At 71.1% G+C, this 20,260-nt stretch carries 17 protein-coding genes and 1 pseudogene; 9 read left to right on the forward strand and 9 right to left on the reverse strand.

Annotated features, from left to right (window positions below; all coding sequences use genetic code 11):
* Positions 1–40 precede the first annotated feature (40 nt).
* The 3 genes and pseudogenes from ACIBSV_RS05265 to ACIBSV_RS05275 all read left to right on the forward strand — a co-directional run.
* Positions 41–256 (forward strand): annotated as a pseudogene (locus ACIBSV_RS05265) (aldo/keto reductase); the annotation flags it as partial.
* On the forward strand, positions 256–429 hold the full coding sequence (locus tag ACIBSV_RS05270; protein WP_395859612.1) for an aldo/keto reductase: 174 nt from the start codon (positions 256–258) through the stop codon (positions 427–429). The pseudogene ACIBSV_RS05265 and the gene ACIBSV_RS05270, both read left to right, overlap by 1 nt.
* Positions 419–1,165 (forward strand): aldo/keto reductase, encoded by a 747-nt coding sequence (locus ACIBSV_RS05275; protein WP_395859905.1) that lies wholly within the window; start codon positions 419–421, stop codon positions 1,163–1,165. Before ACIBSV_RS05270 ends, ACIBSV_RS05275 begins: the two co-directional genes overlap by 11 nt.
* Here ACIBSV_RS05275 and ACIBSV_RS05280 read toward each other — a convergent pair.
* Both ACIBSV_RS05280 and ACIBSV_RS05285 read right to left on the reverse strand, forming a co-directional pair.
* Positions 1,110–1,754 carry a pentapeptide repeat-containing protein gene (locus tag ACIBSV_RS05280; RefSeq protein ID WP_395859613.1) on the reverse strand — a complete coding sequence of 215 codons (645 nt, stop codon included), beginning with the start codon at positions 1,752–1,754 and terminating at the stop codon, positions 1,110–1,112. The genes ACIBSV_RS05275 and ACIBSV_RS05280 overlap by 56 nt on opposite strands.
* A gap of 163 nt (positions 1,755–1,917) precedes the next feature.
* Positions 1,918–2,505 carry a TetR/AcrR family transcriptional regulator gene (locus ACIBSV_RS05285; protein ID WP_395859614.1) on the reverse strand — a complete coding sequence of 196 codons (588 nt, stop codon included), beginning with the start codon at positions 2,503–2,505 and terminating at the stop codon, positions 1,918–1,920.
* Positions 2,506–2,685: 180 nt separating this feature from the next.
* Here ACIBSV_RS05285 and ACIBSV_RS05290 point away from each other — a divergent pair, with 180 nt between their 5' ends.
* Positions 2,686–3,840 carry an FAD-dependent oxidoreductase gene (locus ACIBSV_RS05290; RefSeq protein WP_395859615.1) on the forward strand — a complete coding sequence of 385 codons (1,155 nt, stop codon included), beginning with the start codon at positions 2,686–2,688 and terminating at the stop codon, positions 3,838–3,840.
* A gap of 47 nt (positions 3,841–3,887) precedes the next feature.
* On the opposite strand, the gene ACIBSV_RS05295 is transcribed toward ACIBSV_RS05290, so the two are convergent.
* Positions 3,888–4,370, reverse strand: a complete 483-nt coding sequence (locus ACIBSV_RS05295; protein ID WP_395859616.1) for a hypothetical protein — start codon at positions 4,368–4,370, stop codon at positions 3,888–3,890.
* Between the two features lie 170 nt (positions 4,371–4,540).
* Here ACIBSV_RS05295 and ACIBSV_RS05300 point away from each other — a divergent pair, with 170 nt between their 5' ends.
* A complete protein-coding gene (locus ACIBSV_RS05300) occupies positions 4,541–5,284 on the forward strand; it encodes a maleylpyruvate isomerase family mycothiol-dependent enzyme (RefSeq protein ID WP_395859619.1) in 744 nt (247 codons plus the stop codon).
* 562 nt (positions 5,285–5,846) lie between these two features.
* Here ACIBSV_RS05300 and ACIBSV_RS05305 read toward each other — a convergent pair.
* The 3 genes from ACIBSV_RS05305 to ACIBSV_RS05315 form a co-directional block, all read right to left on the reverse strand.
* Complete coding sequence (locus tag ACIBSV_RS05305) at positions 5,847–6,593, reverse strand: hypothetical protein (RefSeq protein ID WP_395859620.1); 747 nt, start codon at positions 6,591–6,593, stop codon at positions 5,847–5,849.
* Between the two features lie 203 nt (positions 6,594–6,796).
* Positions 6,797–7,012 carry a hypothetical protein gene (locus ACIBSV_RS05310; protein WP_395859621.1) on the reverse strand — a complete coding sequence of 72 codons (216 nt, stop codon included), beginning with the start codon at positions 7,010–7,012 and terminating at the stop codon, positions 6,797–6,799.
* Between the two features lie 331 nt (positions 7,013–7,343).
* Entirely contained in the window at positions 7,344–7,721 is a 378-nt protein-coding gene (locus tag ACIBSV_RS05315) for a VOC family protein (RefSeq protein WP_395859622.1), read from the reverse strand.
* A 163-nt stretch (positions 7,722–7,884) separates the two neighbouring features.
* Here ACIBSV_RS05315 and ACIBSV_RS05320 point away from each other — a divergent pair, with 163 nt between their 5' ends.
* Complete coding sequence (locus tag ACIBSV_RS05320; protein ID WP_395859623.1) at positions 7,885–8,247, forward strand: YbjQ family protein; 363 nt, start codon at positions 7,885–7,887, stop codon at positions 8,245–8,247.
* Between the two features lie 116 nt (positions 8,248–8,363).
* Here ACIBSV_RS05320 and ACIBSV_RS05325 read toward each other — a convergent pair whose 3' ends face one another.
* Positions 8,364–8,954, reverse strand: coding sequence for a TetR/AcrR family transcriptional regulator C-terminal domain-containing protein (locus ACIBSV_RS05325; RefSeq protein ID WP_395859907.1), 591 nt, complete (start codon positions 8,952–8,954; stop codon positions 8,364–8,366).
* A 3-nt stretch (positions 8,955–8,957) separates the two neighbouring features.
* Positions 8,958–9,656 (reverse strand): TetR/AcrR family transcriptional regulator, encoded by a 699-nt coding sequence (locus ACIBSV_RS05330; protein ID WP_395859624.1) that lies wholly within the window; start codon positions 9,654–9,656, stop codon positions 8,958–8,960.
* A 1,326-nt stretch (positions 9,657–10,982) separates the two neighbouring features.
* Between ACIBSV_RS05330 and ACIBSV_RS05335 the strand changes: the two genes are divergently transcribed.
* Together ACIBSV_RS05335 and ACIBSV_RS05340 are read left to right on the forward strand one after the other, a co-directional pair.
* On the forward strand, positions 10,983–13,301 hold the full coding sequence (locus ACIBSV_RS05335) for a hypothetical protein (protein WP_395859626.1): 2,319 nt from the start codon (positions 10,983–10,985) through the stop codon (positions 13,299–13,301).
* A 2,196-nt stretch (positions 13,302–15,497) separates the two neighbouring features.
* The gene (locus ACIBSV_RS05340; RefSeq protein WP_395859627.1) at positions 15,498–17,261 is read left to right on the forward strand and encodes an MFS transporter; all 1,764 of its coding nucleotides are present in this window, start codon (positions 15,498–15,500) and stop codon (positions 17,259–17,261) included.
* A gap of 205 nt (positions 17,262–17,466) precedes the next feature.
* On the opposite strand, the gene ACIBSV_RS05345 is transcribed toward ACIBSV_RS05340, so the two are convergent.
* Positions 17,467–17,670: a cold-shock protein gene (locus ACIBSV_RS05345; protein WP_020555278.1), complete on the reverse strand. Its 204-nt coding sequence runs from the start codon at positions 17,668–17,670 to the stop codon at positions 17,467–17,469.
* Between the two features lie 852 nt (positions 17,671–18,522).
* Between ACIBSV_RS05345 and ACIBSV_RS05350 the strand changes: the two genes are divergently transcribed.
* Complete coding sequence (locus ACIBSV_RS05350; RefSeq protein ID WP_395859628.1) at positions 18,523–20,094, forward strand: MFS transporter; 1,572 nt, start codon at positions 18,523–18,525, stop codon at positions 20,092–20,094.
* Positions 20,095–20,260 lie beyond the last annotated feature (166 nt).

The raw sequence follows: 20,260 nt of genomic DNA on the forward strand, positions 1-20,260 counted from the left end.
CGCGCGGTGGTCCGGCTCGGGGTGCAACTACGGCTGGGGTGCTACCGACGACGCGGAGTCGATCGCCGCGATCCGGCACTCCGTCGACGCCGGCGTCAACTGGATCGACACCGCCGCGGTGTGCGGCCACGGGCACTCCGAGCTGCTCGTCGGCAAGGCCGTCGTCGGGCTCCCCGAGCACGAACGGCCCTACCTGTTTCACCGCGGTTGGCCTGGTCTGGGCCCGAACAACCCGGCCCCCCGGAGCGCCGGGTGATGGCCCCGGCCAGTGTCCGGCGTGAACTCGAGGACTCACTGCGTCGGTTGCGAGTCGAAACGATCGACCTCTACCAGGTGCACTGGCCGGACACCGGCGAGGCATTCGAGTACGGCGCCGACGCCGGCAAGCCCTCACCCAACGCCACACCCTCGCGGAATACTGGCAGGTGATGGCCGACTCAAGGCCGAGGGCAAGGTTCGCGCGATCGGCCTGTCCAATCACAGCGTCGAACAACTGGAGATCGCCGAACGCATCGCGCACCTGGACGCGATCCAGCCGCCGTTCTCCGCGATCAACCGTTCCATCGCAACCGAGTTGGCCTGGGCCGCCGCGCACGACACCGGCGTGATCGAGTACTCGCCGATGCAACCAGGTCTGCTCACCGGGGCGTTCTCGGTCGAGCGCGTCGCGAGTCTGGCCGACGAGGACTGGTGCAGGGGCCATCCCGACTTCACCGATGGCCTGACCGCCAACCTCGCCCTCGCCGACGCGCTGCGGTCGATTGCCGCCGAACACGGCGCCTCCGTGGCCGAGGTCGCGGCGGCCTGGACGTTGGCCTGGCCGGGCGTCACCACCGCGATCGTGGGCGCCCGTGCGTCCGCCCAGGTCGACGGCTGGATCGGGGCCACCGGCCTAGCCCTGACCCTCGCCGACGTCGACGCCATCGCCGGCGCGAGCACCGCGACCGCCGCGTTCACCGCAACCGGCGCGTTCACCGCGACTGGCGCGAGCACCGTTCCGGCCCGCCCTAACCCACTCCCCGATCCGAATCACCCGAGACGCCGCACGACGACGTGCACCCGAGGTGGCGCGGGACTGTCCGATCCCGCGCCACCCGAGGCCGTTCCGTTCAGCCGACGTGCCACCCCATCGTCGTCGCGAGCGTCGCGGCCTGTTCCAGGCTGATCGTCGCGCCGTTGAACTCGACCGTCAGCGGGTCGAGTGAGGAGAGGTCGCTGCCCCGCAGGTCGGCGCCGCTCAGCTTCGAACCGTGCAACATCGCGCCGGACAGGTCGCACCCGGTAACCGTCGCCTTCTCCAGACGCGCGGCGGTCAGGTCCACCTCGCGCATCCGAGTGCCGTCGAAGCCGGCCTGGCGCAGGTCGGCGCCCGGCAGGCCGACGAACGACCAGTCCCCTCCCGAGACTTCGAACAGCGTGTACGTGCACTGCCGGAACATGCTCCCGACCAGCTTGCAGTCGGTGAACCGGGTGTCGAAGAAGGTGCACCGCTTGAACGTGCAGTTCGTGAACGCCGCCCCGGTGTGCCGCGACGCGTTGAACCGCACCCCGGCGAACGTGCACTCGTCGAACACCGCGCCCTCGTCGGCCACCTCGGTCCAGTCCGTGTCCAGGAACGAGTAGCGCGTATACCGGTCGCTCTCCGTCAACGACTTCCCGTACCAGTCCTCGTCCCGGATCACGAGGTCCTCGTCGGGAATCGACGGCTCGGCCGAGACGGGATCGATATTGGCACGGGCGCGTCGAATGGCCATCTCTCCATTGAACACGCTTGCTCCGACATCCGCCGCGCCACGAGTACGCCCCGCCCCGGCCCAGGCCGACCCCATGCCCAAACCCAAACCCAGGCCCCAGCCCCAGCCCCAGCCCCAGCCCAAAATCCTGCCCCGGATCAGACCCGAGCCCGAGCCGCCCCCGTCACTCCACCGACCCGATCCCCGCCACCATCCCCCGAGCCAGCGCCCGCGCAGCCGTCCCCGTCACCGGCCCCGCCTGCCCCGTGACCAGCGTGTACAACGCGCCGCCGAACAACGTGATCAGCGTGCCCACATCCTCGCGCGAGGTATTCAGCCCCAGCGCCCGGTGCTGGTCCAGGGTGAAATCGACCGCCTCGGTCTGCATGTGGTCCAACGTGCGTTGAAGCTCGGGTCGGCGGGTGGCCTCCAGGGTGAGTTCGTACACGGCCAGGTATCGCTCGCGGTGCGCCGTCGCCGAAAACTCCAGCGACATCGCGATCAGCCCCATCAGGCCGTCCCGGTCGATCGGCGCGGCCACGACCGCGTGCGCTGCTGCCATATCGGCCCGATGCAGCTCCAACACACGTTCGGCCGCCGCGCCCAGCAGCGCGTCGCGATTGCGGAAGTAGTTCGACGTGGTGCCCGCGGGCAGCCCGGCCGTCTCGTCCACCTCGCGATGGCTGAAGCCGTGTACGCCGGCCCGGGCCAGGACCTCGATCGCGCCGTCCGCGATGGCTCGGCGACGGGCGCTGTTGGGGGGTGGTGCCATGCGACCAGATTACCAAGGCTGTGATAGTACTATTGCAGCAGTGGTATTCGATTACGACTCGGCCCAGCGGGCTCGGGTCCAGCCCTGCCCCCCTCCTCAGCCCGCCCTCCCCTGCGACAAGCCCGCGGCGCGATCCCCGTGCGCACGACTCACATCAGCGACCCACAGCGAGGTGGCATCATGCGGATTCTGGTGATCGGAGCAGGTATCGGCGGCCTCGCGGCGGCCCGCGCCCTGCGCACGGACGGCCACGACGTGACGGTCTACGAACGGGCCTCCGCACTGCGTACGTCCGGCTCGGCCCTCACCCTCTGGAGCAACGGCACCGGCATCCTCGCCGACCTGGGCATTTCCACCGACGGCCTCGGCGCACCGATCGACCTGCTCGAACAACGTGATCACGCGGGCGGCGTACTGATGCGCATCGATGTCTCGCTCGCCGCGATCCGCTACGGCCACCCCCACCTCGCGATGCCCCGCCGCGACCTGATTCGCCGACTCGCCTCGGCGCTGCCCGCGAGCGACATCGTGTTCGACAAGAAGTGCACCGACGTCACCCAGGACGCGCGGCATGCCCGGGTGGCCTTCGCCGACGGCGGCACGGAGGAGGCCGATCTGGTGATCGGCGCCGACGGCGCGCGCTCGGTGGTGCGCCGGCACGTGTGGGGTACCGATCCCACCGTCCCGACCGGCTGGATCACCTGGCAGGGACTCGGCCCGATCGACCTCGACGTGGCGTCCTCGCGACGCGGCCTGATGATCGTCGGCCCCGAAGGCATGTGTGGCCTGCTCCCGGCGGGCGACGGGCTGCTCCAGTGGTGGTTCGACGTGCGTCGCGACCCGGCCGAGCCGCTGCCCGACTCGCCGATCACCGAATTGCGCGAACGGTTCGGGCATTGGGCGGAGCCGGTACCCCGGGTGCTCGCGGCAGTCTCGGACGCCGACGTCGAATACTTCGCGCACCATCGCCACAAGGTGCCGCGTTCGTGGAGCCTGGGCCGAGCCACCCTGCTCGGCGACGCGGCGCACACGATGCCGCCGACCGTCGCGCAGGGCGGAAACCAGGCCCTGGAGGACGCCTGGGCCCTGGCCCGTGCCCTGCGGCGGACCGCGACGCTCGCCGAAGCCCTTGCGGACTACCAGAGTTCGCGTACCCGGCGGGCCTCGCTGACCGCCCGCCGAGCCGGCTCCGAGACCACCAACAAGTACCTGCCGACACTGTCCAGGCTGACCCCCGACGCCCTGGTCAGCCGCTACCACACCCGCTGGCTGCGGCAGATCAGCACGTATCTGTCCGACGGGCCGAGCGGGCCGACCGCCGCCGTCCGCGCGTAAAGCGCGCGTGTGTGCGCCCGCACCCACCGGCGCGGCGCCCACCCCGGCTACGCTGCGTCCGTCACGAACCGGAATCCCAGCGCGTCCAGGAAAGCCCGGAGCAGGTCGTCCGGCGTCCCCTCCGCGCGCAGCGTCGTGTCCAGGGCGGCCTCGTCCGGCGTCAGCCCCGCCTCGCGGGCCCACCCGACCGCGCGCGGCACCACCCGCTCCGGCGGCGGGCCGAGTTCCGGGTCCAGGGCGTACGACCTGGCCACGCGCGGCGCCAGCGCACAGTGCCATACATCGCCACCACGCGGGCTCTGCGCGTCGATCATCGCGAAGTGGCCGGACACCACGTCGGCGGTCAGCACCGGCGCATCCGTATCCGCCATCAACGTCGGCCCGGGGTCGAGGCCGGCGGAAAGCAGCAAGACCTGCCAGTCGCCGTCGCGCGCCGACCATCGCGGTTCGCCGCCGGCCTGCTGTACGGCCGGCAATTCCAACAGGGGCCACGCCGATCGGGCGACGACATACACACCGAAGCTACCCATCGCACCCCAGCATAGGACCGCCGACCGGGCGTCGCGTCCCATTGCCCGCGCCGTTCCCGGGCCACCCGGGGCCGCCCCCGGCCACCCGGAGCCGCGGAGAGCCGCCGGGCGCCACCGGGAGCCGCCGAGTACCCCTGTTCCGCCCCGATCCCCCATGAGAATCTGAGCGAATGGACATTGCCACTCATCTCGACATTCTGCGCGCCGACGGCGAGTTGCTCGCGCGTACGGCCGAGCGCGTCGGCCTCGAAGCGCCCGTACCGAGTTGCCCCGGCTGGCGGATTCGCGACCTCCTCGCGCACCTGGGCGGCGTCCATCGATGGGCCGCGTTCGTCGTCGCGTCGGGCAGCCCACAGCGACCGAACAGGGAGGAAACGGCGACGCTGTTCCAGGCGCCGGGCGACGACGTACTGCTCGACTGGTACCGGGGTACGCACGCGGACCTGCTGAAGACCCTCACCACGGTCGCCCCGGACGCTCCGGGGTGGACCTTCTTCGAGGCGCCGTCCGCGCTCTCGTTCTGGGCTCGACGCCAGGCGCACGAGACCGCCGTTCACCGCGTCGACGTCGAACTCGCGGCCGGTGTGCCGTCCACCGTGCCGGCGGACTTCGCCGCCGACGGGATCGACGAACTGCTGACCGGATTCCTGTCCCGGCCCCGCCTCGACCTGATCGCCGACCCACCGCTGAGCATCGCGATCGACCCCGACGACAACCCGGCAGCGTGGACGATGCGGATCGGCACCGACGGGCGCCGAGTCGAACCGGGAGCGGCCACCGCCGATCTCACCGTCTCCGGCCCGGCCGAGGTCCTGTATCTCCTGGTCTGGAATCGAGCCGACGCGACCGGCTGCCGACTCGACGGCGATCCCGAAGTCCTGGTGCGATGGCGCGAGTTGACCAAGGTGGATTGATGCCGCCCGACGCGTGCGGCACACCCGCCCGGCAACTGGACCGGGGCCACCCGCCAGAGCGGGTGCCGTCACCCGTCAGAGGAGGTGCGACCACTCGTCAAAGGGTTGGCGCCACCCGCCAAGGGGCTGGTGTCACGCGCCCAAGGGTCGCCGGCACTCGGCGAAGGAATTGGTAGGCCTCCGCGGGTCTAGCCTGCCCGCGGAGGCCCGCTGTGCCGCCCTATCGGGCACGCCGGCACGTTTAAAGGACCAGGGTCGTCTTGAAAGTCGTCGCGTTCTACCTTTGAACTACCAGGCCACGAGCGGCCCGGGCTGGAGTCGAACCAGCAACCGACGACTGGAGCCCCGTCCGGTCGATCCGGCGATGAGCGGCGATGCTGAGCCTGGAGCAAGAGTCTGAGCTTGATCGCGGGCTGCCTCTGCCGTATTGGGCCACCCCGGCTCGTGGTGCCGGGGGGAGGATTCGAACCTCCACCGTTACCCGCGTTCGTCACGACAAGCTTCAGTTTCAGCTTGCGCTTTTCGCGCACCCCCGACCCTCCGGCCGGGGGATTCTCGAAGACTACCCGCCCTGGCCGTTGCCGAGCAGGTAGCCGAAGACGGCGTCGCCGATCCGACGGTCCGTCACTTCCGCGCCGTTGGCCTCCTCGCGGGCGAACTTCACCGCGCGCTGGAGCTTTTCCACCCGGTCGACGAGTTCGTTCACCCGACGGGCCGGCAGCGCACCGGAGAACTTGACCGTGGTCCAGTAGCCGGCGGCGATGTCCTCGAAGTACATCTCGACCTGGGCCGGGTGGTGTTCGGTCGCCTCGGCCTTGACGTGGTTGCGCGGCACCTTCTTGGTCCGCACGGTACGCACGGGCTCGGTACGCCACGAGTCCGTGGAGGGGTCGAGCGTCCAGGTCTCGGCGGCGTCCAGGACCGGCAACTTGCGCACGAACGTGTGCACGTCGACCAGTTGCTTCTCCAGGAAGAGCAGGTACGACACCGGCACATCACGCAGCAGCGGCGTACCGTCGACCACCACGTCGGCGCGTGCCTCGCAGTTGGCCCAGTCCTTCGTCGCGGTCACGTCGAAGAGGCTGGTCAGCGTGCCGGTGACGGAACGCAGCACCTCCTCGCCCTTGACCTGGACCCGGGTCGACTCGGGCGGCAACTGCTCGCCCTCTTCGTCCTTGGGCTGGTAGGTACGCGAGATGCCGGACAGCAACGCGCCCTTCTGGACCCGCTGGTGAGCGTCCGTCAACTCCTGGAAGGACTTGGTCTTGACGCCCTTCTCCACCGCGATGATCTGGTTCAATTTCGCCACGCCGCGACGCTAGCAGGGGAACATACGTACGCGACAAAGGTTTTCGGCCGGGCGCTGCGGGTTCGGTGAATGCGGCGGGCACGGTGGGGGCGCTGGGTGCACTGGGTGCACTGGGTGCGCTGGGTGAAGTGGCTGGGTGGAGCGGGGAGCGGGGCCTGGACAACCGGGGCCGGCCTCTGCCCGGGATCGCGCCGCCACCGCCGTCAGCGGGTGATCGGCGACGCGAAGTCGTCGTCGGCCACGATCCGATACGTGCTGTTGAGCTGCCACGGGCCGACCAGACCTTTGATCCGCTCGGCCCGTCGCCGGTCGCTCGCCCCGATCCGGTCCAGCCACTCGGGAACCTGCTCGGGAGTCGCATCGTCCAACGCGACCGTCAGGAGCTGCTGCGGGTCGGCAGGGTCGATCGCGCTGAGCACGCGCCTCGGATCACCCCGCGAACCGCTCGTCCGGAAGCCACGCTTCACGAAAGGTCGCGTAATCCACGCCGTCATCGAGTCGCCGTACCATCGCCCCGATCAGCATGTCGTCCCTCGTTCCTTCCAGCCGCTTGCCTTACACCGTAAGTACGGTGCGGGACCATTCTCTTACGGCGCAAGAATGGTCAAGCGACTGCTCACCCGAGGTCGCGCTCCTCCGGGGGATCGCCGGTCAGGCGTTCCCCTGTCGAGCGATCGCTCGTCAGACGATCGCTCGCTCTCCGGCTCCCGAGCCTGCCCGGCCGGACTCACCCCGTCTCGCGCTTCGCGCTCACTCCCCGCGTTCCGCCGCGCTCCGCACGACGCAGAACTCGTTGCCCTCGGGGTCGGCCAGTACCGCCCACCCGGTCCCGTCCGGGTTGCGTCGGTCGTCGACCAAGCGGGCGCCCAGGCCCAGGACACGTTCGACCTCCGCGTCACGCAGGCCGGTCGTCGGTCGCAGATCCAGGTGTAGCCGGTTCTTCCCCGCCTTCTCCTCCGGAACCTGTAGGAACAGCAACGTCGGCCCCTCCTCCAGGAGCACCTCCACTTCGGGGTCGCCGGGCTTGTCCTCAGGGCCGAGCGGGCGGCCCAGGACCTGGGACCACCACGAGGCCAACGCGTACGGGTCGGCGCAGTCGACGCTGACGTGCAGGACGTGCGAACTCACGTGTACACCTCCGATTCGAGGCCCGAACGGCGCGTCGAATCGATGGACGCCGCGAGGACCGTGGGCCGTGGATCCTACCCATGGGCCGAACCGGTGACATACGTGTGGAACCGCCCCGGCGCGGCGACCTATACGAGGTCCGCACACGATTTCGGAGGCCGACATGAGCGATCTCGACACGTACGGCGGCGCACCCGACGACCCGGGCGTACTCGTGGTCACCACCAACGACGTGCCGGGCTACCACGTACAGCGGGTGATCGGTGAGGTCTTCGGCCTCACCGTGCGCTCCCGCAACATCGGCAGCCAACTCGGCGCGGGCCTCAAGTCGATGGTCGGCGGTGAACTGCGCGGCCTGACCAAGACCCTGGTGGCCAGCCGTACGGAGGCTGCCGAACGCCTCGTCGAACAGGCCCGGAGCCGGGGAGCCAACGCGATTCTCGCGATGCGGTACGACGTCACCGACGCGGGCAACGGTACGGAGATCTGCGCGTACGGCACGGCGGTGGTGCTGGTCCAGGCGTAGTTCGGCGCGTCCCGGGGCCGGCCACGCGTGCCGGTCGCGCGTGCCGGTCGGGCCGCCGACCGGCCGGTGCGCCCGATCGCGAGGCGATCCGGAGACGCGTGTCGCGCACCGTGTCCCTATTCGATACCTGCCAACAGCGCAGTGATCGCCAGTGCGAAACGCTCGTCGTGGTCGGCCTGCGTACCCAATCCTGCCGCCAACGCCCGTGCTAGCCACGGGAGTTCATCCGAACCGTGCGGCGGCGTGGGCGGGGCCGCGTCGGCGGGGTCCAGTTCCGCCGGCGTGTGGCCGATCACGAACGTGATGACCGCGTTCAGGAGTTGGCACGCGCGAAGCGGCGCAAGGCCCTCCGCGACCAGGGCCGCCACGGCGCGTTCGACGGCGGCCAGGGCGTCCGGCGTGGCGACCGGGCGGGTCGCCACAAGCGGGACGACCGACGGGTGGCGGAGCAGTTCGGCTCGGAAGGTGTGGGCGAACTCGGCGAGCCAGACGGTGCGCGGCCCGGTCGGCTCGGGTGCCACGCCGGCGACGATCCGCTCGACGAGGCCGTCCAGGACGGCGTCCTTGTTCGGGACGTAGTGGTACAAGGTCATCGCCTCGACGCCGAGTTCGGCCCCGATCCGACGCATCGAGAGCTTGCCGATGCCGTCCCGATCGGCGAGCGCGAGCGCCGCGTCCAGGACTTGCGCACGGGTGAGTCGACCTATCGGTCAGGCCAGCCCGAGCAGATCCGCGTGCCGCTCGACCGCGTACGCGAAGAACGCGTCGGCGGGGTCGGCGCTGCCGGCGAGTTGGCCGAACAGTTCGAAGCTCACGATGCCGAACACGCCCGTCCAGGCGAACACCGCCCGAGCCAGCACCGACGGCTGCACGTCCAGCGCGCCCGCCTCGACCACCGCCTGGAACTGGGTCGCGAGCGGTCCGGGGAGGGGGGCTTCGCCGGCGGGGCGGGCGAAGTCGTGGGCCGAGTCGCGCAGGATGCGCAGGAGCGCGGCCGGGACGCGGGTGAAGGGGACGTTCGTGTCCTCCGGAGCCTGATATCCGGGCACCGGCGAGCCGAAGATGAGCGCGTATTCGTGCGGATGCTCACGCGCCCAGTCCCGAACGGCCACGCACAGGGCGCGCCAGGCGGCGCGCGGGTGCTCGGCGGGGGCCGCCGCGTCCACGGCCCGCTCGACCCGCTCGCCCACGGCGTTGTAGGCGTCGACGATCAGTGCGGTCAGCAGGTCGTCCCGACTCGGGAAGTAGCGGTACAGCGCGGACGAGGCCATACCGAGCTCGCGAGCGACGGCGCGCAATGACAACTGCTGGGCGCCCTCGGCCGCAAGGTGGCGACGCGCGGCCTCCTTGATCTCGTGGGTCAATTCGACTCTCGCGCGGTCGCGCGCCGTACGGGGGGCTGCGGTCATGCGGCCCAGTGTGCCAGACCCCAGAGCACTGCACATAAACGAGAGCACCGCTCTCTCGCACTCGCTCGGAGCACCTTCCCCAGCCACCCCCAAGAGCACCAAACCCCAAAGAGAGCACCGCTCTCACAACACCAAGCACCACAGACGCGCACCCTGATCACAATCAAGAGCACCGCTCTCCATCAAGATCACCAGACGCGGCCATAAACACCGCTCCACACGCGGGGTCGGGCCTTCCTGCCGCTCCCTCCTCGCTTTGCCCCACCTGCACGCTGACCGCCAGCATGGGATGCGCGGCGCGAGATGCGCAGTGCGCGGCGCAAGATAAGCGGCGCCCGGCGCGCGGCGCGAGATGCCCGGCACCCGGCGAACCAGAGAAACGAGAGCGCCGCACACGCACAAGAGCATCGATCACGGCAAGCCGAAGCACACGCCCATTGATCACAGCCGCTCGCGTCACACCAAGCTCGGAGAGAGCACACCACCGCAACGAGAGCATCGCTCTCGCAGACCGTCCCGCGCCCACAGAGCACCGATCGCAACCATGAGCACCGCTCTCCTTGGTCTCCGCAGGCCGGCGCGGAGACGGCGGAGCATCGCTCATGGACAAGAGCACCGCTCTCCGGAGTCCCTGCAGGTCGGCGCGAAGATAGTGGAGCGCTGCTCACGGGCGAGAGCGGCGCTCTTGTGGTGCGGTGCAGTGCAGTGCAGTGCGGTTGCGACTCCCGCTCCCAAGAGCGCACTGATCGCAATCGTGAGCACTGCTCTCCATTGAGATCGCCGAACGCAACCATGAGCACCGATGTGACCCGCGAAGCGCGCAGCGGGGCCCGCCCGCCGGCCGGTCGCCCACCGACTCGCGAGGACGTGGCGCCGCGCCCGCGCGGACTCAGCCGTCTCCTGGCGTGACAACGTGACGGCAGAACCACGTGACGACGTGCCACCCTTGCGAAGGATGACGCCGCCCCACCAGCACGAGCGTCAACAAACCCCCCTCCCCCGCGCGAGCCCATCCCGTTCGGCGCCGACGGCTCCACTCGATCCACGGCTGGCAACCGGCCGGCACACGAGGATGCGATTCAGCCGCGTGGGGCGGCGGGAGCCTGGGGAGGGGAGGCCCGATGCGCCGGATGGGTAGGGTCCGCCGCGTGGCCGAGGCTTGTGCGCCTGCGCCCCTTGTGCGCCCCCGGGGTGCCTCGTTGCGACCGTGTCCGTCGGTGCGCCCCACCGGCCAACCGGTCCGATATGTCGACCATGGCCGGTCGATACCCCTAACCTTCAGGAGCGTGGTGGTCCACCCAAGAGGGCTCGGCCGGGGAGGCACACATGACCGAACGTGGTGGGCGGCTCATCCGAATCCCGTCCGAGCGAGGCCAGTTGCTGCTCGTGGAGGGTGGTAGATCCGGGCGAGGACGGCGTTCGGACAGTGGTGGCAACCTGGTCGCGATGTCGGCGTTGACGCCGCATCAGCTCTTTCCGGATGCCGCCGCCGACGTCGTCCAGTTGCCGGACGCGGTCCAGCCGCACGCCGTTCGGGCGTATCTTCAGGCCGCCGGTGCGGTGGACGGGCCGGTGATCGTGTACCTGACCGGCCGCCTCCTGCTCGACCGGAGACGTCGCGAACTGCACCTCGGGCTGCGTGATTCGACTCCCAACTCGGTCCGCTACGACGGGCTTCCGTGGTCCTGGGTGGTCGAGTTGCTGGGGCCCCGGCCGGCCGAGAACACCCTGGTGATCTGCGATCTGACGGCCGGCCGGGAGTCCTGGGAGACCGCCCGTGAGCGGGCGCACGAGTTGTGCCAGGGCATTCCGCTGTGGGGCGTGTTGAACCCCCCGGACGTCAAGGGCCCGCCGGATCCGTTCACTCGGGCGCTGGTGTCCGCGCTCGGGCAGGGCTTTCCGGAGTTGCCGGATCCGGTACCGGCTGAGGAGATCCATCCGTTGCTGGCCGAGCGGGCCCGACTGGCGCCCGACACCGTCGAGTTCGCGCCGTCCGCCGGGTCGCTCGCGTTGGCTAACTGCTCTCCCGAGGCCCGGCCGCCGACCTTGCGTACGGCCGTCCGACGGCTCAAGGCGGTCACTCCGCGTGGCAACGCCGCCGGCGGGACCGGGGTGTCGGCGCTGTCCGCCGTGCCGCCGAACGGCATGACCCCGGCGCAACGTTCCGGCCTGCGCGGCTCCGGCGTCGTCGGAGGCGGCGTTGCTCCCGAGCCCACCACCCACCGGCCGCCGCTCTCCGACCCCCGAACCGACCCTCGCGCCGCCCCCCGCGCCGATCCCGGCACCGAACCGAACGCGCACCCGCCCACCCGTTCGCGGGACGAACCCGGGGTCGGTCGACGCGCGTTGGGCCTGGTGCGTTCCGCGCTCACCTCCGGGCCGGACGACGAGCCCGAAGTACCGGGTACCAGCCTGCGTGAGGCGCTCCGGGCCGGCGTGGCCAAACCGGGTAGCCGTCCGCTGGGCCGACCCGACCGCGGGGACGCCGTTCCGCCGTCGACCGGCCGCGGCGCCGCGACTCCGGCCGGCCGGACCAAATCGCGCCCGCCCACCAAAGCCGCCCTCCTGGATCGTGAGCCGGAGTTCCCCGGCCCGGCGTACCGCTCCGCGGACGACCGGACCAACAGCCCGACGACCGGCCCCGCGAAGGACGGTGGGCACCGCGCCGCCGAGGGCCTTGCGGCCGAGCCCGCGTACAACCCCGGGGCGGGCGTGGCGAGGCGGCTCACGTCGCGCCCCGCGGCCACCGCCAAGTCGAGCCGTCGTGCGCCCGGTTCGGCCCCGCGCCCGCATCCCGAACCGCCGCCTCCGCCGCTGCCACCTCGGATAACCGTGCGTATCCAAACCTCGGACGCGAGTGCCCTGACGCCGACTCCCGCGCGCCGGCCACCGGCCACGAGCCCCACGCAACTCCCCCCGGCGCTCGCACCACATCGAGGAATCGGACCGGGCCGGCCGATGTCGATGCCGGTACGCGGCCGGGCGGTCGCGCCCACACCGGCCCGCCGGGCACTGTCTCAGGGCGCATCGGCGGCGGGTGCGCTGATTCGGCCGGCGGACGTACTTCCCACGTACTGGAACGAGTTGGCCGCCATCCGGCACGCCGCGGACACCGGACGCGGCATGGAGGCCTGGCAGAAGGCCGCCGAACTCAGCATGCACATGGAGAAGTTGGTCGGCCCCGCGCATCCGGGGACGCTGGACGCGCAGGCGATGCTGGCGTTCGTGAGCGCCGGTCTGGGCCGAGTCGCCGACGCGGTGCTGATCTACTGCCAGGTCGCCGAACGCGGCGCCGAGGCGGTCGGCCCGCAACACCCGAGTACGATCGCCGCCGCCGACAACGCGCTCAAGGTCTGGCTGCGGGTGGCGGACGCTCGCGAGTCGGTACGCCTGGGGCCTGCCGTCGTGGCGATGCGCGAACGTGTCCCCGGGCCGGCCGATCGAGGTCTGGAGACCGCTCGGGCGCATCTGACCCGGATGCGCTTCATCCTCGACCCGACCGCGGCGGACCCCCGCCCACGGCCCGAGCCCCGACCCGAGGCCCAGTCCGACACCCGCGCCGAGGCCCACCCCGACACGGACGCCGCTCGCCGCCCGACCACGGTCCGAGGCGCCCCGATCCGACGCCGGCACGCGAAGACCTGAACCGAGGCTTCCGCTGGGCGAGCATCCGAACCAGGGCCTCGACCACGCGAGGTCCCGGCCCGGCCCGGCCGGGACGGACGGACGTGCGTGCATGCGTGCGTGTGCCCGCGTGCTACGTGTGCGTGGCTCCCCCGACCGGGCATCGCCCCGACGCCGGACCTCGCCATGCCCCGCGGGTCACCCCACATCACCGACGCCGCGCCTCCTACCCGAACGCACTCCGCCCCGGCCCGGCCGCGAAGCCGACACGGGATGACCGGGCCCCGCAGGTAGGGGATGGTGGGCCCGCGCCGGCGGCCGGGGTTCGCATCGGCACGCGGACAAGGCGGCACTCAGGTGCCGAACTCGGCTGCGGAGGCCAAGAGTCGCACCGACACCGAACCAGGCCGCCACGACACGCTGCCGGACCGGACCGGACCGAGCCGGGCCGGGCCGGGCCCGAGCCGGACCGGCTCCAGGCCGGGCCGACCCGTGGACACACGTACGCTCCGCCTGGTCACAAATGGCCGGCAAGCACCGGGCCAAGTCCCACAAGGCGCACGACCACACGGGCATACGCGCGCACGACCACACGGCACGCGCGCACACACGCACACACGCACACACGCACACACGCACACACGCACCGGACTCTCACAAAGCCGCGCAACGCGGGCCACACGCGGCACAGCCCGACGGCAGGCACCTCGTATCCAGCGCCCGGCACAAGAGCCGGCAGATCCTCCCCGACAACCGCTTAGCCAGGAAGCGAAGTTCACCCCCGGCGACGCCAGACCCACGCCGCAGACCACGCATCGGAACGGCAACCGCCAATCACCTCACCGCGCAGCGCTGCCCCCGTCGTCCTCCTCCGCCCCGGCGCCCTCATCTCCACCCCCGCAGCCCTCACCAACCCCTTCCCCCACCGACCCATCCGCCCAAGCATTCCCCGCCTCGGCGTCCCCTCCACCCGTCGGGCCCTGCGCATGCCCCGGTGAATACCCCGACGGCCCCACCCGGAACGGGCCGTCGAAGCCCTCGTCCAACACGATCACGCCGCCTCCGCCCGCAAGCCCAGCGCAACCGCCACCGCCACCGCTATCGCCGGCGCTCCCGCCCCCGCCCCCGGCACAACACCCGCGCCCATCCGCCTCCGACCCGGGAGCGCCCGCCTCGCCGCCCATCCCGATCCGGCGCGCGTCCGCGTACCAGCGCTCGATCGAGCGGGCGAAGTCCGGGTCCTGGTCGGCCCGCAAGGACAGTGCGCCGGCGAGCGCGTGGGCTCGCGTGTACGCCCGCAGGCCGCCGGGCGCCTCGTGGCCGAGCAGTGTCAGTTCCAACTCGCCCGTGGGCACCGGGGCTCGCCGGTGCGGTACGGACGACTCGGCCCCACCCGGCGAAGTCCGCGATATCGCCCCCGGATCGCTTCCCGACTGCGGCCCCGACTCCGGCCCCGACGCGCTTCCCGACTCCGTCTCCGACTCGCCCCCCGACCCGCTCCCCGACGGATCCGCCGCACGCGGCAGCGGCGTCCGGACCAGTTCCACCAGGCGTGTCCAGGCCAGTCGGCCGGCGTCGCCCCCGGCTCCCGCCGCGAGTCCGCTCAGTAGGTCCACCGAGATCGATTCCACGCGATACCCCTTGCATTGGGCGGCGATAACGGTGGGTCCACGGTAGAACGCGACGACACGACGGCGGGCCTGAACCGCGTGCGCAAGTCTCCCTCAATCGATCTCCCGGCTTCGGCAAAATCCTCCAGTCCCATCCCACCGCGACCTCGCCCCACGCACCATCACCCCCTCGCCCCGGGCCCGTTCCCCCGGCCGCGCCCCGACCGTCACCCGACCGCCCTCGGGCAACCCCCGGGCAGCCTCCGGGCAGCCCCCGGGCCGCCGACCGACCGCCCCCACCCACGCGCCCGGCCGTCCCCGCCCACGCACACCAGACCCATCGCATCCGCCCAGGTACGGGCGTTGGCCGGGATCAAAATGGCAACCCGTTCCATTTCTTGGCGTTCGCTCTGGTAGCGCGCTACCGGCCGGTACTAAGGTCACTCCACGCGTTGGCCCAGGGGGTCGTCCCTTCCCCCTGGTCCGACGTATCCGCACGGCCCTGTTCCTTCAGCTCCCTTGCGCACCCCGGCGCACCCCCGCGCATCTCTGTGCACCCCTGCGCACCCCTGTACCTCGATAGACCCACGCTCGTCGAGGAGGCCGCATGTCTTCCAGCACGTCCCCATCGGGCCCGCCCGCCGCGAGTGATCCCGAGCCGTCCACGAAGCCCACGGCACCGGCACCCTCCGGCTCGCTGCCCGCGCTGTTCCGCGGCCTGTGGCACCGGCAGTTGGACCACTATCCGGCCAACGGACCGCGGATCTTCTACCTGTCCATCGTGGTCGTCGGCTCGGTGGTCCTGTACTACGAGCTCTACATCCAGTACGCGGTCTCCACGCTGCTGATGCACGAGTACGGCATGACCTTCATGTACGCGACGATGATCTCGGTCGTCGGCAACGCGGTCGGCGCGTTCGCCTCACTGCTGGCCGGCCTCGCCGACCGGTGGGGGCGGGCCAACCTGGTCGTGTACGGCCTGGCCCTCACCGGCATGCTCGTGCTGTTCGCGTTGCCCAACGCGGAGAGCAAGGGCTGGTTCATGTTCTTCATGGCCCTGGTGAACATCGTCGAGGGCATGGCCCTGGTCGCCACGCCCGCGCTGATCCGCGATTTCTCCCCGCAGGTCGGCCGGGCCGGGGCGATGGGCTTCTGGACGCTGGGTCCGATCATCGGCAGCCTGGTGGTCACCACCGTCAGCAGCAACACGCTGGACACGAGCAGTTGGCAGGACGAGTTCCGGTACGCGGGCATCGCCGGCCTGGTCGTGTTCGTGATCGCGCTGTTCGGTCTGCGCGAACTGTCCCCGGCGCTGCGCGATCAGCTCATGGTCTCGCTGCGCGACAAGGCGCTGATCGAGGCGAAGGCACGCGGCCTGGACGTGGAGGCCGCGCAGAAGAACCACTGGCGACAGATGATGCGGCTGGACATCCTCGCGCCGGCGCTCGGGATCAGCCTGCACCTGATGTTCTACTACACGGTGGTCGGCAACCTGGTCGTCTACTACTCGACCGTCTACGGGTATTCCGAGCAGCGCACCAACGCGCTCGCCAACTGGTACTGGGGTGCCAACGCGATCGCACTCGTCGTGGTGGGGATCGCGTCCGACCTGACCCGGGTGCGCAAGCCGTTCATGATCGTGGGCGGCGTGGGGACGGTGGTGTTCACGTTCCTGTTCGCGCTGACCACCGACAAGCCGGACACGGGCTACTACACGTTCGCGTGGCTCCTGGTGGGCATCGGTGTGTGCAGCGGGCTGACGTACGCGCCGTGGATGGCCGGGTACACGGAGACCGTCGAGAAGCACAACCCGGCGGCGACCGCGACGGGGCTGGCGGTGTGGGGCTGGATCATCCGGATCGTGGTGTCGGTGTCGGCGGTGTTCACGCCGGTCATCGTCACCTCGGCGACGCCGCTGGTGAATCACGGCGAGGAGGTGGTCGCGGCTCAGGCGGACGCGGGTCCCGCGTTGGAGTTGGTGATGAAGGATCCGGCGCTGTTCGTGCAGTTGTCCAAGTTCCCCGACCGCGCATCGATCCCGATCGAGTTGCAGATCAAGGCGTTGCAACTGGCCGGTGGCGACATGGCCAAGCTGAATCTGGTCGAGCAGAAGCAGAAGTCGCTGGGAATCCTGATCGACCACGGCGAGGAAGTGCAGAAGGCGAAGGATCGCGCGAGCGACGAGTGGATGCGCTGGTGGTGGCTGACGCTGGCGTGTCAGGCGCTCTTCATCCCGTGTGTGTTCGTGATGGCCGGCCGCTGGAGTCCGCGCAGGGCCCGGGAGGACGAGGAGGCTCACGCGCGTCGGGTCGAGGAGGAGTTGGCCGCACTCGGCACCGGCGGTTCGACGGGCGTCACGCAGCCGGTCTGAACCCCCGAACCGGAGAACCCCGCTGCCCCGGAGAACCCTTGCGGACCGGAGAACCCGCAGCCGTGCAGAACCCTCCGAATCGGTGAGCCCCTTCGACCCCGGTGAGCCCCCCGACCCGGAAGACACATCCGACCCGGAAAACGCCGAGGGCCGGCGCCGCACATGAAGTGCGGCACCGGCCCTCGGTCGTGCTGATCGGTGAAGATCAGAGGCGGTTGATGTTCTCCGCCTGGAGGCCCTTCTGGCCCTGCACGACGTCGAATTCGACAGCTTCGCCCTCGACGAGCTCACGGTAGCCGTTGCCCTGAATCGCGGAGAAGTGGGCGAAGACGTCGTCGCCGCCACCGTCCTGCGCGATGAAGCCGAAGCCCTTTTCCGAGTTGAACCACTTCACGGTTCCGGTAGCCATATTTTTCTCCCTACATGTGGGCCGATGAACGAATCCACACTTCGTGAATCCGGGCGTCGCCGCGTTTTTCGCCCTCATTTCGGAAGCTACCGAAATGCAAAATGCGCCTGTAGTGAACAGCTCTACAGGCGCACTCAGAAGATGATGCGAACCACAACTGCAACAGGCTCAAGACTAACACAGGACGGGACCGAGATCGAGTCCTGCCGCAAAACAGCCGGATCCGACCGCTTCGTGGCGTACTCCGCCCGCTGGATGTCCAGGGTGTGATCGCTGCGTCGCGGGGGTGTCGACACGGCGTCTCGGGGGTGCCGACACGATGCCGTCGAGATGCCCCTATCGAGTATCGAGCGGCTGCGCGCGCATTACCCACCTGTTACAGATTCCAAACCAGCAAACCTGGACATCACGCCTCACGGGGTGCCACCCTGATCCCGCCGGACCCCACGCGTCACCGCGAACGGGCTCGCGCACCCGGGCCGGGTCGCTCAGGATCGACCTCACCGGGGCCCAGGGCACGTCCTCGCGACACGCCCTCGCAGACCCACCTCGCCCCGCCTCCCGCCTGGACGCCCGTGTAACGCCCCGCACCTGCCTCGGCCGCTTCGAGCGGCCCCGCGACCGTGCCGCCATCGCCGCCGGTCGCCCCCACGCGCGGCCCGACGTCCTCGTACGCCCGCCCGCGCGGACACCGCACACAGAGCGTCCAGCCACGTCGTACCGCCCTCTCGTCCTCTCGACGGGCCCGCGGCCGGCCACGCTCCCCTGCCCCGCCGCGCCCACCGGCCGTCCGCCGGCCCGTGCGCGGTGTTCGGCCTGCCTACCGGCCCGTTCGGGAAAAGAGCTCCACCCGTGTCCGTATTCACCCTGCCCGCGCGCGCCCGCGCGAGCCGGTCCGACGCTGCGCGTGCCCGCGCGAGCCGGCCCGGCGCGGCCGTCGCCGCCATCTCGGTACTGGCCTCGGCCGGCTATCTGATGGCCAACCTGCTGCCGATCTTCCTCGACGCCGTACGTACCGGCCTGGGACTGTCCGGCACCGCCGCCGGCGCGATCGGCACCGCCGTACTCCTCGCCTCCGCACTCGCGGGCGCCGGCATCACCCGGGCCGCCGGGCGGGCTGGGCGTGAACGGCCGGCCCGCGCCGGGCTGCTCCTGATGGTCGGCGGCTTCACGCTCGCGGCACTCACCGGCAGTACGTGGCTCGCCGTCACGGGCGCGATCGTCGGCGGCGCGGGGAGCGGGATGGCGCTGACCGTGGCCACCGCCGCGATGGCCGGTACGGCCGACCCGGCCCGCACGTCCGGCCTCGCGCTGCTCGCGGTGGCGCTGTCCGGGACCGCGTTGTATGTGCTGGTCCCGGTGCTCGGCGGTGGGCGGGGCGCGACGGTGGGCGTGCTGGCGGCGGTCGGGTTGGGCGCGTTGCCGATGGTGCGGCATCTTCCGGCGCCCGCGGCCACGCTCGATCCGGCCGCCGCGCTCGGACCGGCGCCGCAGCGTCGTACCGGGCTGCTGCTGACCACCGCCGTCGGCGTTCGCTCGGTGGCCATGAACGCGCTGTGGGCCACCGCGGCGGGCGTCGGCACCGATCGGGTCGGCCTGTCCGCCGCGATGGTGAGCGCGCTGTGCGCGGCCTGCCTGCTGGCCGGCGTCGTCGGCGTCGTGATCGCGACGTCGGTCGGTCGGGGCCGCGCCCGAACCGTCCCGCTGGTGACCGCGGTGGGCGCGGGCGGGCTGGCGGCGCTCGCCCTGACCCTCGCCCCGCCCGGCGGGGTCGCGCTGTACGCGGTGGGCCTGCTCGGCTGGAACGCCTCGTGCCAGGCGGTCACCACGTACGTCCTGGGCGTGGCCGCAGGACTGGACGCGCGGGGTCGGTGGAGCGGCCTGGCGATGTCGGCCAACACCTTCGGCACGGCGTGCGGCCCGATCGTCGGCCTGTCCGCACTCGCCGCGTTCGGCGCACCGGCCACCGGCGCCCTGATCGCCCTCACTGCCGCCCTGTGCACCCTCCCCTTCGCCCACGCGGCCCGCACGGCCGACACCCTCACCACCGCGAACACGAACGCGGAGGCTCTCCCGCACCCGGGCGAAGGCCCGGACGCGGAAGCGAGTGCGGCCATGGGCATCGACCTGAACGCGAGCGGCCTCGAATCCCGAGACAAGATCTCTGGGACGGACAAAGCCCGGCACGCGGGCTTCGTGGCCGTCGCAGGCGCACCCGGCCCGGAATGCGTCTTCTCCGACACGACCGCAACCGCGACCGCGACCGCAACCACGACCGCGACCACGACCACGACCACGACCAGCGTGGGCGCGAGCCCAGGCACAGGCACCGCAACCCGACGAAGGCCGATTCCGTCCCAGCGCTCCACCCGCCCCCGAGCACGAACGCGAACACGCGCACGGGTGAGCAACCGAGCCGACTGACCCACCGGTCCGCACCCCCAGGCGCGGACACACCCGGCCGCGAGGGCGGTTCCGGACACGGACGCGGGTGCGGGCGTCGGCGCGCGTGTCGCCGGCGTCGGCCGGTCGTGCGGCCGTGTCGTCGTGGTCGCGGGATGTGGGTCGTGTCGGTTGGCCGGCCCGAGGG

Source organism: Embleya sp. NPDC050154, assembly GCF_044460165.1.
GTDB lineage: Bacteria > Actinomycetota > Actinomycetes > Streptomycetales > Streptomycetaceae > Embleya.